General features: G+C 36.9%; 12 protein-coding genes. 11 read left to right on the top strand and 1 reads right to left on the bottom strand.

Translation table 11 applies throughout. The annotated features are described in order from the left end of the window. Positions 1-334 precede the first annotated feature (334 nt). From MKY81_RS14850 to cydS, 3 genes are read left to right on the top strand one after another with little or no spacing between them, the layout of a single operon-like run. A complete protein-coding gene (locus tag MKY81_RS14850) occupies positions 335-1,681 on the top strand; it encodes a cytochrome ubiquinol oxidase subunit I (RefSeq protein WP_066229199.1) in 1,347 nt (448 codons plus the stop codon). Continuing rightward, positions 1,678-2,703, top strand: a complete 1,026-nt coding sequence (locus MKY81_RS14855; protein WP_066229200.1) for a cytochrome d ubiquinol oxidase subunit II — start codon at positions 1,678-1,680, stop codon at positions 2,701-2,703. Before MKY81_RS14850 ends, MKY81_RS14855 begins: the two co-directional genes overlap by 4 nt. A gap of 12 nt (positions 2,704-2,715) precedes the next feature. Then, positions 2,716-2,838: a cytochrome bd oxidase small subunit CydS gene (gene cydS / locus MKY81_RS14860; protein ID WP_258223506.1), complete on the top strand. Its 123-nt coding sequence runs from the start codon at positions 2,716-2,718 to the stop codon at positions 2,836-2,838. A gap of 53 nt (positions 2,839-2,891) precedes the next feature. Here cydS and MKY81_RS14865 read toward each other — a convergent pair whose 3' ends face one another. Next, complete coding sequence (locus tag MKY81_RS14865; RefSeq protein ID WP_108071685.1) at positions 2,892-4,010, bottom strand: CAP domain-containing protein; 1,119 nt, start codon at positions 4,008-4,010, stop codon at positions 2,892-2,894. Positions 4,011-4,303: 293 nt separating this feature from the next. On the opposite strand from MKY81_RS14865, the gene MKY81_RS14870 reads away from it, so the two are divergent. The 8 genes from MKY81_RS14870 to MKY81_RS14905 all read left to right on the top strand — a co-directional run bounded on the left by MKY81_RS14870 (position 4,304) and on the right by MKY81_RS14905 (position 12,216). Further along, entirely contained in the window at positions 4,304-5,302 is a 999-nt protein-coding gene (locus tag MKY81_RS14870) for a LacI family DNA-binding transcriptional regulator (RefSeq protein WP_341118171.1), read from the top strand. Positions 5,303-5,495: 193 nt separating this feature from the next. Continuing rightward, positions 5,496-5,819 (top strand): IS66 family insertion sequence element accessory protein TnpA, encoded by a 324-nt coding sequence (gene tnpA, locus MKY81_RS14875; RefSeq protein ID WP_107920685.1) that lies wholly within the window; start codon positions 5,496-5,498, stop codon positions 5,817-5,819. Then, positions 5,813-6,169, top strand: a complete 357-nt coding sequence (gene tnpB / locus MKY81_RS14880) for an IS66 family insertion sequence element accessory protein TnpB (protein ID WP_107920684.1) — start codon at positions 5,813-5,815, stop codon at positions 6,167-6,169. Before tnpA ends, tnpB begins: the two co-directional genes overlap by 7 nt. A 47-nt stretch (positions 6,170-6,216) precedes the next feature. Further along, entirely contained in the window at positions 6,217-7,839 is a 1,623-nt protein-coding gene (gene tnpC / locus MKY81_RS14885) for an IS66 family transposase (RefSeq protein ID WP_373454639.1), read from the top strand. 15 nt (positions 7,840-7,854) lie between these two features. Then, complete coding sequence (locus MKY81_RS14890; protein ID WP_341118789.1) at positions 7,855-9,126, top strand: ABC transporter substrate-binding protein; 1,272 nt, start codon at positions 7,855-7,857, stop codon at positions 9,124-9,126. Between the two features lie 191 nt (positions 9,127-9,317). Further along, complete coding sequence (locus MKY81_RS14895; RefSeq protein ID WP_376064877.1) at positions 9,318-10,583, top strand: carbohydrate ABC transporter permease; 1,266 nt, start codon at positions 9,318-9,320, stop codon at positions 10,581-10,583. Between the two features lie 27 nt (positions 10,584-10,610). Next, positions 10,611-11,438, top strand: a complete 828-nt coding sequence (locus tag MKY81_RS14900) for a carbohydrate ABC transporter permease (protein WP_107921260.1) — start codon at positions 10,611-10,613, stop codon at positions 11,436-11,438. Between the two features lie 55 nt (positions 11,439-11,493). Then, positions 11,494-12,216, top strand: a complete 723-nt coding sequence (locus MKY81_RS14905; RefSeq protein WP_107921259.1) for a ThuA domain-containing protein — start codon at positions 11,494-11,496, stop codon at positions 12,214-12,216. Positions 12,217-12,305: the final 89 nt, after the last annotated feature.

Raw genomic sequence — 12,305 nt, forward strand, 5'->3', positions numbered from 1 at the left:
TTACTAACGAATAAATTTTGTGTTTTCGATTTCTTTTGATAATAAAGATTGAATTATTGCAGATAGTAAAAAATGGATTCAAATAAACTCTCTAAATGGTAATTTGTTCACAATTTAAACAACTAAATTTCACATATTCCTCAACAATACGTTGTAATTCTGTCATTAATGGACGTTAGAAATGAATGGTAACAGGGTAAAATAGTCGGTAAGGAGAGATGAAGCCATGTATAAAAAACAGGAAAAGAAACTCATTTGGATTAGTTTTATAGTGGCAGGAATAATGTTGTTGTCTATTTTAGGACGTATTTTCGCAAGCTAAGGAGTGATATAAATGGATGGGGGAAATTCAGTATTTTACAGTCGTGTACTAACAGAACTTACATTATCATTTCATATTATTTACGCGACGATCGGTGTCGGTGTCCCATTGATGATCATGATTGCACAATGGATTGGGATTAAGAAAAATGACGAGCATTATATTTTACTTGCCAGACGACTTGCACGTGGTTTTGTGATTACGGTTGCTGTCGGAGTCGTAACTGGGACAGCCATCGGGCTGCAATTGTCATTATTATGGCCGAATTTTATGGAACTGGCGGGAAATGTTATTGCCTTACCGTTATTTATGGAAACCTTCGCCTTTTTCTTTGAAGCAATTTTCTTAGGGATCTATTTATATACATGGGATCGCTTTGAAAATCAGCGCAAGCATATGCTGTTGCTAATACCGGTAGCTATCGGTGCTTCGATGTCAGCTGTTTTCATTACAATTGTGAATGCGTTTATGAACGCACCACAAGGTTTTGATGTGGTGAATGGTCAATTAGTTAATATTAAGCCGATACTTGCTATGTTAAATCCTGCGATGCCAACGAAGGTAGGCCATGTACTAGTTACTGCTTATATGACATCTGCATTTGTACTGGCAGCAATCGCAGCATTTAGAATGTTAAAAGGATCCAAGCACGTATATCATAAAAAATCTTTATTTTTATTCATGAAATTGGGCTTGATTTTTTCCATTGCTTCATTAATTATTGGAGATTTCTCTGCTAAATATTTAGTGAAATATCAACCGGAAAAATTAGCTGCCGCCGAATGGCATTTTGAAACAGGTAAAGGGGCACCTCTCGTATTATTCGGTGTAACTGATGGCGAAGAGGTAAAGTATGCGATAAAAGTCCCTTATGCATTAAGTGTTCTAGCGCATAGTAATCTAAATGCGGAAGTGACAGGATTGAATGAATTTCCAAAGGATGAAGTTCCTCCTCTTTATATTCATTATTTATTTGATACGATGGTCCTTATTGGAACATTTATGATTATTTTCTCCGCCATCTATGTATTTGGAAAAATCAAAGGCTGGACATTTATCACCTCGCGATGGTTCCGATGTATCATTGTTGCAGGTGGTCCATTATCCATCATTGCCTTAGAAGCAGGTTGGTGGCTGGCAGAAGTAGGACGTCAACCATGGATACTTTATAAGTATATGAAGGTAACTGACGCAGCAACAAGTAGCGAACATGTTGATCTCATGCTCATGCTTTTCTGTATTTTGTATTTGATTCTTGGAATTGGTAGTATTGTCGTTCTTCGTCGGATGTTCCGCAACAATCCAATCGAACAAGAAATTGCTGATCGTCAGGCTGAAAAGGGCGGTGATTTAATATGAATTTGGAGGTTCTTGGAATATCGGTTTTGTGGTTGTTTCTGTTCGGCTATGTAATTATTGCTTCCATCGACTTTGGTGCGGGGTTTTTTAACGCATACAGCGTCTTAACCGGTCGTCAGCATATATTGACACATATTATCCAACGATATTTATCGCCAGTATGGGAAATTACGAATGTGTTTTTAGTTTTCTTTTTCGTTGGGATGGTTGGTTTTTTTCCGAAAACAGCTTTTTATTATGGAACAACCTTACTCGTACCAGCAAGCATTGGAATTATTTTATTGGCTATCCGTGGAAGCTATTATGCCTTCGAATCATATGGTTCGCGGGGACATAAAGGATACTCATTTATGTATGGAATTGCAGGTTTGCTAATCCCAGCTTCCTTATCTGTTGTTTTAACCATTTCCGAAGGAGGATTTGTATCCATTACGAATGGCCAGCCAGCACTAGATTATTGGCGTTTATTTACTAGTCCTTTAACTTGGAGTATTGTCGTTTTAGCAATAGCTGCTGTGCTTTATATTTCAGCGGTGTTTCTTACATGGTATGCCAATAAAGCAAAAGATGTGGAAGCAACCCGCATCCTACGAAAATATGCGTTGATTTGGGCGGTACCATTAGCAATTACCGTAATCGGAATAATGGTAGAATTGAAAAATCATAATCCGGAACATTATTCCCGTATGGTCGATTTGTGGTATATGTTCGCAATTTCAGGATTAATGTTTTTCGTTACTGTATGGTTTATTTGGCAACGTAGAAATTATGGTATTGCACTCGCATTATTAATAGGTCAATTCGCCTTTGCATTTTATGCCTATGGTGTGTCCCATTATCCGTATTTGTTGTATCCATATTTAACTTTATACGATTCCTTTACAAACGAAGCGATGGCTTTATCATTAGTAATTGCCTTTATCGCTGGGCTTTGTCTATTAATTCCATCCTTATATTTAGTATTAAAATTATTTTTATTTGATAAGGATTATGTACGTGGAAAAGAAAACGGTCATGTGTAAGGAGGGTTATTTTTGGAGAACTTTTTAATTTTCTATGGACCTTTTATCATTGTTGCCCTTTCAATTGGTGTGGGATTTTTCGCAGGGTTAAAGGACGGTCCAGTGAAAAAGTGGGATAAAGAACAGGAATCATAATTTAAAAGGGTGTTCAATTTGAACACCCTTTTATGGTAATTGAATTATTTTACTTACTTCGCATAAAAATCTTGCGTATAAAAAGGTTGGGATTCCTCATTAAACGCGACACCAGTACCTAAGTATTTATAATCCCGAAGCAGAATATTTTTGCGGTGACCAAGTGAATTCATTAATCCTTCATGAGCAAAAATACTACTAAGCTGGCCATAAGCAATATTTTCTCCTGCTAAAAGAAAGCGTATATGATCTTGACTCATACGGTCAAATGGTGATTGGCCTTTAAGATTCGTATGATCAAAGAATTGATGTTCTGCCATATCTTTACTATGATTACGTGCTGTCATTTGAACATGTTGATCCCATGATAAAATCGGCAGATGATGATTAACCCGCGATGAATTGGTTAAATCGAATAACTGATATTCAAATCCAAGCACTAACTTTTGATTCGGATTCGGATAATAGTCTTTTTTCTGCTGTTCAACATTTTTACTAATCAATTGGATTGCTGTAACTGTATTGTTTGAATGCTTATCATAAAAAATCGTTACATACATATCATCAATTAGATATACATCATATTCACTATTTTTTTGAAATTGATATATGATCAATCCTTTGCGGATCCCTGATAATGGTTCACCAAGCTTTGTTCGAACGGTTTTTTTAGGCACACCTAATTTAATGCCATTCGTGGAAGTTATTAAATTTTGATTTGAGTATAACCCGATTACTCGATTATCTTTATCGTACATTGTCATGAAAAAATGATGGTAGTTTTCATGGTAAGCAAACCATTTCGTTCCGTATTCATTCATTGATGCACGCTTTGCCATTCCTGTCTGTTTCTCTACATCTTTTTTTCTGTCACCGATCTCAATGTTATGAATTGAAAACATGTGGGAATTTGGTGTTTTCAATGAAACCTTCTCAATCCGTTTTTCTTCCGATTTCTGTTGTATAGGCAATTGTTCATTTTTTTCAATCCCAAAATCATTTAATACATGTTGAAACTTATCAATGATAGGTTTTATATCAAAATTCTCAATTTTAGATTCAATCAAATCAATCGTCTCATGATATTCGGTTTTTTCTAGCTTTTTATCAATCGTAGGCCAGGAAAAAATGAATAAACAAATACAAGCTACTAAAATAATAAAACGAATCATCATTTTTTCCTCCTATTTTAATAAAATTTTCGCCAATATAGGGAGAAGTTATAACAATTATACATAAAAATTGCTTTGTTCGGGGAAAATTAGAGGTTAGGAAAAGTTGGAAATGATCGTAAAAGTTTAGTCCAACAATCTAAAAAATAAATTTTTAAAAATTTAAAAATAATTGTTGAAATATTGGATCAGAATTATTAAAATAATTTATGAAAACGATTTCATGAAATCGATTTCAGTCCTTTGTGTATTTATCATATGTCGAAGGAGGGAGAGAATAGGGGGGATAGTAGTTGGCAACAATTGCCGATGTAGCAAAACTTGCTGGCTTATCGCGTGCTACGGTTTCAAGGGTAATTAACAATCACCCTTATGTTTCCGATGAGAAAAAGAAATTAGTAAAAGAAGCAATGGAGGCATTGAATTATTACCCAAACTCAACCGCACAAAAGCTTAGAAGCCAGAAAACAGAAACGATTGCCGTTTTAGTTCCATTATTAACAAATCCTTTTTTTGCCTATTTATTAGAAGGAATTGACACGGTGGCAAATGAACGCGGGTATCAGTTACTCGTATGCCAAACACGGTACAACACAGCAAAAGAATTATATTTTTTAAATCTATTAAAAACAAAGCAAGTGGATGGAATTATTTTAACCTCTATCGAAAACGACTGGAATAAAATTGAAGATTTTAGCGAATTTGGTCCAATTGTACTGTGCAATGAATTCGACGAGCGAGCGAATGTCCCAACTGTCCGGTTAGATCAAGTTTACGGTGGTTATATCGGGACCCGACACTTAATCGAAAAAGGACATACAAAAATAGCCTATTGCAAAGGAAAATACGGAAAACATTTCAGCAAGCTAACGATGGAGAGGGAATTAGGTTATAAATTGGCACTTGCAGAATATGACATACCAATCAGAGAAGATTTTATTTTTAGAGAAGTAACGGATATTGAAGGCGGTAAAATTACATTAAGAAAAATGCTTAGTCTTAAGGATCGTCCTACAGCTATTTTTACAGGAAGTGATATGGTTGCTGCGGGTGTAATTACTGAAGCAAAAGCAAGTGGATTACGTATCCCGGAAGATATTGCTGTGATTGGTTTTGATGATCAACCAATAGCTGAAATGATTGAGCCGAAAATTACAACGATTAAACAGCCAATACTAGAAATTGGGCAGAAAGCAAGTAAACTTATGATGGATATTATTGAAAAGAAAGACGGACAAGATGAATTTGATAGTTTACTATCTTTACAATTAATTGTAAGGGCTTCCACGTGAGGTACAATACGTATTTAAAAAGAGGAGGAGCAGTATGAAAAAAGCGAAGAAAATGAAGTTTCTAGCTGTAGCAATGTCATTATCCCTAGCACTTGGTGCATGTTCTAGGTAAGAGTCAAATAGAATACACCTATTAACATATATAGTACCTGTGAGATAATCTCTTCAAATCAAAGTTTGAGGAGGTTTTTTTATGTCCCAAAGAAATAATCCAGAATTGCGTAAGGAATGGGAGCGTAGGATCGCTCTTTTCAGAGCGAGTGGCCTCACCCAATCCAAATGGTGTGAAATCAATGAAATAAGTATTCATCAGTTAAAGTATTGGCTTTATAAAGCCGATAATTTCTATTCAACCCAAGATTCTAACAGCAAGTGGATTCCGGTTACATTAGAAGAATCTGAGCAACAGAATGAAACATTACATATAAATGTTGGTTCAGCATCCATCGTGGTTAAACCTGGCTTTAATCCAACACTACTGGCGGAAGTAGTTAAGGCATTGAAATCAGTATGCTAAAAGAAGTTACGGTTGATCGTGTCTACCTCGCACAAGGTGTCACAGATTTACGGAAATCTATCGATGGATTGGCTGCTCTTGTAAAAGAAGAATTCGAGTTAGATCTTTTTTCTTCGAGTTTATTTGTTTTTTGTAACCGGCAGCGAGACAAGTTGAAAATTCTTCAATGGGATCATAACGGTTTTTGGCTTTATTATCGCCGGCTGGAGAGAGGAAATTTTCATTGGCCATCAGATAATAATTCGGGTCCTCTGAAAATAAGTCCACGCCAATTAAGGTGGTTATTAGATGGATTATCATTGGAACAAAAACAGGCACACCCTGTTGTAACAGCAAGAACAGTAATTTAAATAATGAAAAATCAGGGAATTTACCTATTTTATCGTATAATATATTTATGAAAAAGACAGCGAATTCAACTACCCCAACCCCTACAATTGAAGAACTCCTGCAACGCTTGGAAATGCTGGAGAAACAAAATGCGGAATTAGAGGCGAAGCTAAAAAAGCAGAGCGCGTTAGAGGCCAAATTAAAATGGACTGAAGAACAGCTTCGCCTTCTGCAGAAAAATAGATTCGGCTTTTCCAGTGAAAAAACCAACCCCGATCAATTGGAACTTTTTAATGAAGTAGAAAATGAAGCTAATCCAGATTTGCCGGAACCTACTTTGGAATCTATTACTTATCAACGGCGCCGCAAAGTTCGCGGCCAACGTGAACTGATGTTAGAAAACTTGCCTGTGGAGACGATTGAATATCGTTTATCCCCTGAAGAGCAGGTTTGTTCGTGTTGCGGTGGAAATCTGCATGAAATGAGTACGCAAGTACGCCAGGAACTAAAATACATTCCTGCGGAATTGAAAGTTGTTAAACATGTTCAGTCCATTTACTCTTGCCGCCATTGTGAACGTGAAGAAATTGAAACTCCGGTTGTAACAGCACCAATGCCTAAACCGGTTCATTCAGGTAGTTTAGCATCTCCTTCTTTAATGGCACATATTATGAATCAAAAATATGTGGATGGGCTGCCATTATACCGGCAAGAAAAGCAATTTTCCAGATTGGGGGTACCGTTATCACGCCAAACCCTTGCCAATTGGATGATTCACGGGGCCAACCGGTGGTTGAGCCCACTTTATGATCGCATGCATCAACTTCTTTTGGAAAAGGATATTTTACATGCGGACGAATCGACCCTGCAGGTACTTCACGAACCCGGTCGGCCAGCCACCTCAAAATCATATCTCTGGCTCTACCGTACTGGAAAAGAAGGACCTTCAATCATCCTTTACGATTATCAGGAAACTAGGTCAGGCAAAAATGCCGAGAAATTCCTGTCAGGGTTTAAAGGATATTTACAGGTTGATGGATACGCCGGGTACCATAAGGTACCTAATGTAAAACTGGTCGGTTGCATGGCTCATGCTCGACGTAAATTTGATGAGGCTTTAAAAGTATTGCCTTCTTCAAAGCGTCTGACATCAGGAGTAGCAGCAATGGAAGGTCTCCAATACTGTAACCAACTATATCGCATTGAGCGCGACCTAAAGGAGTTATCCTCTATGGAACGATACGAAAAACGATTAGAACGCAGCAAGCCAGTCTTGGATGCTTTTTTGTCATGGCTAAAAATACAGAAGCAAAAAGTGTTACCAAAAAGCGCTTTAGGTCAGGCGATTACCTACTGTCTCAATCAATGGAAGAAATTAGTGGCATTCCTAGAGGATGGACGATTAGAAATTGATAATAATAGAAGCGAGCGCTCAATAAAGCCCTTTGTTATTGGGAGAAAAAACTTCCTTTTTTCAAATACACCGAAAGGTGCAAGGGCTAGCGCAATCATTTATAGCATTGTGGAAACAGCAAAGGAAAATGGCCTAAACCCATATTATTACCTTCGCTATTTATTTGAGAAGTTACCTAACATTGATCTGACAGATAAAAATGCCCTGGATAAAGTACTGCCTTGGTCAACAACACTTCCAATCGTTTGCATAGATTTTAAAAACTTACCTAAATAATAACTCGATCCCCATCTGGTTGACAGGTGGGGATTATTTTACGCTTACTGTTCTAGTAAGGATGCATCTACTGGTAAAACAGATGGGAAAAGCAAAGAAAAAGATGAAAAGGTAACCATCGTTTATGCCAGAGGGAAGGACGTTACAAAAGGTACGACTAAAATCGTTGAAGCTTTTGAAAAAGCACATCCAAACATCAAAGTTAAATTTGATGAAAAGCCAGCAGATTCCGGACAACAGCATGATGCTTATATTACAGCATTCAATGGAAAATCTTCGGAAATTGATGTTTTTGATATGGATGTTGTTTGGCCAGCCGAATTTGCTCAAGCAGATTATGTATTGCCGCTTGACCGTTTTATCCAACAAGATGGCATTGATTTAAATGAATACAATCAAGGTGCTCTTTCTGCTGCTCAATTTAACGGAAAGCAATGGGCATTACCTAAATTTATTGATGCAGGACTCCTTTTCTACCGTACTGATTTAGTGAAAAAAGATGAAGTGCCTAAAACATGGGATGAACTTCTCGCAAGTGCGAAAGAAAAGAAAGGCAAAGGTGGAACAAAATTTGGTTACATTATGCAAGCAAAACAGTATGAAGGCTTAGTTTGTAACGCGATTGAATTTGTCGCGGCTTACGGCGGTAAATTCATTAATGAAAAAAATGAAGTGGTCATCAATAGCCCAGAAGCCATCAAAGGCTTGAAAAAGCTAGTAGAAGTAGCAACATCTAAAGTTGTTCCGGGAAATGTAACTACATTTACTGAGATTGAATCTGACCAAGCATTTATCGAAGGTCAAACTCCTTACCTTCGTAACTGGCCATATGAATATGCAAGTGCAAATGATGCTGAAAAATCTAAAATTGCCGGTAAAGTAGCAATTGCTCCACTTCCAGCTGGTGATGCAGGATCTGCAGCAGCTCTTGGCGGTTGGATGGCTGGTATTAACAAGTACAGCAAACATCCTAAAGAAGCTTGGGAATTCTTGAAGTTCATGGCTGGGGCTGAAGGACAAAAAATCGATGCAATTTACGGTGGGCACGCACCTACAATTACGAAACTATTTGAAGACAAAGAAATACTTGATGCAAACCCTACTTTTGCAGATAAAAACTTCCAAGCTGGCTTAAACGCTGCAGTTGCACGACCTGTTGCACCAAATTATCAAGAAATTTCCGAAATCATTCAAATTCAGGTTTCTAAAGCAATCGCAGGTAAACAAACGGTTGAAGAAGCTGTGAAAAATATGGAAAAAGAAATGAATGAAAAATTGGTAAAATAACTTCGAAATTTTATGTATTAGCCTTCTGATCGAAGGCTAATACATTATAAAAAATCGAAAAAAATTGTTTAGTAGATTGAAGAAACGCACTTACGCTTTTCAAATAAGGGAGTGAAAAGATGAGGAAGGACGAAACCCATAAAAGTGACTTAAAAAAGGGGAAGGTAAAGAAAAAGTCGACAGAAAAAATCATGGCCTATTCATTAATCGCGCCTGCATTAATCTTGATATTAGTCATTTCAGTGTGGCCTGTACTGCAATCATTTTATTTCAGTATGTTTGATCTCAAGTTAAACAGCCCTACGAAATCCGAAACCCATTTATCCTACAGTTTTGATCTAGAACGATACTTAGATAATTATCCATTTTTAGTGGGTGGTATTGATAACGAAATTAGAAATGGTCATGCAAAAGAAGATTTGCAACGTGTAAAATCTGACCTGCAAGCATTAGATAAAGAGATTCAGAAGAATTCTGAAATAGCGAAAAACTATGACATTGTGAATGATAAATTGCTAAACATGGAGAAAGTTGATCCAAGTATTGCAATTTTAAAAATTGATAAAAAAACGGCGAAAAATTTTCAACAATCATCAGAGAAAATCGATAAAACTATAAAACTGATTTCTAAGAAAACAAAACTCTCACAAGGGAAAAAAATTGTCGGCTTATCATCTGCCATGAATCAAGTAGTAGTGGAACCAACCTTTATTGGATTCAAGCATTATGAAGATAATTTAACAGATAAAAGAATGTGGCGAGCACTTGGTAATACTTTTACATTTACTGTAATTTCCGTATTTCTTGAACTCGTTTTAGGCCTTGCTATTGCTCTATTAATTAACAAAGCATTTGTTGGTCGCGGGTTAATCCGTGCTACTATTTTAATCCCTTGGGCGATTCCGACAGCTGTTTCCGCGTTAATGTGGAAATATCTCTACGATGGTCAAAACGGTATTATAGCAATGATTTTTGAAAAATTAGGTTTGGTTGATAGTATGTCAAATTTATTGACGTCGCAAGCTGGAGCAATGTTCTCCGTTATTTTTGCAGACGTCTGGAAGACAACACCATATATGGCCTTGTTATTGCTTGCGGGATTACAAACGATTCCAAGTTCATTATACGAAGCAGCTTCTATTGATGGAGCAACTAAATGGAAACAATTCACTTCTATTACACTACCGTTGATAAAAACAAGCATACTAGTAGCATTATTATTCCGTACTCTCGACGCATTTAGGGTTTTCGACTTGATTTGGGTTATGACAGGTGGAGGTCCAGCAAACTCAACGGAAACGATTTCAATCCTAGCTTATAAAACGATGTTTTCACAAACAAATTTTGGTAATGGTTCAGCCATTTCCGTTATTGTGTTTGTCTGTGTTGCCATCATATCCATGATCTATATTAAATTCCTAGGCAGGGATTTATTAGGAGATCGATCAGGGAAATAAACTTAATCGTAAAGGGGTGAGAATGTAATGCAAAAAAAGTCTGGTTTTTTATTTTATGTTTTATTGTTTGTGTTTGTATTTGTTGTCATGTTTCCATTTTTGTGGATGCTCATTACTTCCATTAAGCCAATGACAGAGCTTTTTGGTGATAAAGCATTTACTCCTTATACTACTAATCCAACGATAAAGAGCTATATGTCGGTCTTTTTCGATTATCCTTTTGTTCGATATTTATGGAATAGTTTCGTTGTCTCGGCGATAACAACGATTTATACCGTATTTATCGCGTCCTTTGCGGCCTATGCGATTGCGCGCTTTCAGTTTAAAGGGAAAACATTTATTCTCGGTCTCGTGTTGTCTGTTTCGATGTTCCCACAAATCGCAACGATTTCACCAATTTACATCTTTTTGAAAAATCTTGGCTTAACGAATTCTTATTTGGGATTAATCATTCCTTATACGACGATTACACTTCCATTATCGATTTGGATTCTCGTAACGTTTTTTAGGAAGATTCCTTATGATTTGGAAGAAGCCGCGAAAATCGATGGTGCTTCGATGATGCAAACGTATTGGAAGGTCATTTTCCCATTAGCGGCACCGGGGATTTTCACAACAGCAATTCTTGTATTTATTGCAGCATGGAATGAGTTTCTATTTGCTTTAACGATTAATACAGATGAAAAGTTTAAAACGGTCCCAGTTGGAATCGCGATGTTTCAAGGTCAATTCTCCATTCCATTGGGAGAAATTGCGGCAGCTACAATCGTTGTCACCATCCCACTGGTGATTTTAGTCCTAGCATTTCAACGCCGAATCGTTTCCGGTCTTACAAGTGGTTCGGTAAAAGAATAGAAAAATAGATAAACAGTCAATGGACAATTTTAAAAAAATAAGGAGTGGTTTAAACATGGTAAAAGTCACAGTCTGGAATGAACATCGTCACGAAAAGAAAAATCCTGTGGTTGCGCAGAATTATCCAAATGGAATACATGGAGCGATTGCTAGCTTTCTAGAAAAAGAGGGAGCAGATGTTCAAACAGCAACATTGGATGAACCCGAACACGGATTAACAGATGACGTTTTGGCAAATACAGATGTTCTCGTATGGTGGGGTCATATTGCACATAACGAAGTATCTGATGAGGTCGTAAAAAAAGTAACCGAATGTGTTCTTAATGGAATGGGATTAATCGTCCTTCACTCTGGACATTTCTCAAAAGTATTCAAAACATTAATGGGGACTTCTTGTGATTTAAAATGGCGTGAGGCAGATGACCGCGAAAGACTATGGGTAGTTGATCCAAGTCATCCGATTGTAGCTGGAATTGGAGAATACATTGAACTAGATAAAGAAGAAATGTATGGAGAACATTTTGATATCCCTGCACCGGATGAGCTTGTATTCCTAAGCTGGTTCGAAGGCGGAGAAGTTTTCCGTAGCGGTTGTACATACCGTCGGGGTAACGGGAAAATTTTCTATTTCCGACCGGGACATGAAACGTATCCAACATACCATAATGAAAAAATTCAGCGAGTGATTACAAATGCAGTTAAATGGGCGGCACCGACAGATCATGCTAGGCCAATCTATGGAAATGCAAAACCTTTAGAAGAAATATCAAAAAAATAGTTGTTTAATCGAAAATTTATCATTTAAAAGACTTGTGGTAATAAGTCAAGAGAAAATCCATAAAAAATAAAGTTGATTTTGGACTTTCA

Origin of the sequence: Heyndrickxia sp. FSL W8-0423 (assembly GCF_038009395.1) — a bacterium.
Classification (GTDB): Bacteria; Bacillota; Bacilli; order Bacillales; family Bacillaceae_C; genus Heyndrickxia; species Heyndrickxia sporothermodurans.

Bases quoted from the DNA above. Each gene is read 5' to 3' on its own strand.
- MKY81_RS14850 (WP_066229199.1), top strand. From the start codon at position 335: ATGGATGGGGGAAATTCAGTATTTTACAGTCGTGTACTAACAGAACTT.
- MKY81_RS14855 (WP_066229200.1), top strand. From the start codon at position 1,678: ATGAATTTGGAGGTTCTTGGAATATCGGTTTTGTGGTTGTTTCTGTTC.
- MKY81_RS14865 (WP_108071685.1), bottom strand. From the start codon at position 4,010: ATGATTCGTTTTATTATTTTAGTAGCTTGTATTTGTTTATTCATTTTT.
- tnpA (WP_107920685.1), top strand. From the start codon at position 5,496: ATGTCCCAAAGAAATAATCCAGAATTGCGTAAGGAATGGGAGCGTAGG.
- tnpB (WP_107920684.1), top strand. From the start codon at position 5,813: ATGCTAAAAGAAGTTACGGTTGATCGTGTCTACCTCGCACAAGGTGTC.
- tnpC (WP_373454639.1), top strand. From the start codon at position 6,217: ATGAAAAAGACAGCGAATTCAACTACCCCAACCCCTACAATTGAAGAA.
- MKY81_RS14895 (WP_376064877.1), top strand. From the start codon at position 9,318: ATGGCCTATTCATTAATCGCGCCTGCATTAATCTTGATATTAGTCATT.
- MKY81_RS14900 (WP_107921260.1), top strand. From the start codon at position 10,611: ATGCAAAAAAAGTCTGGTTTTTTATTTTATGTTTTATTGTTTGTGTTT.
- MKY81_RS14905 (WP_107921259.1), top strand. From the start codon at position 11,494: ATGGTAAAAGTCACAGTCTGGAATGAACATCGTCACGAAAAGAAAAAT.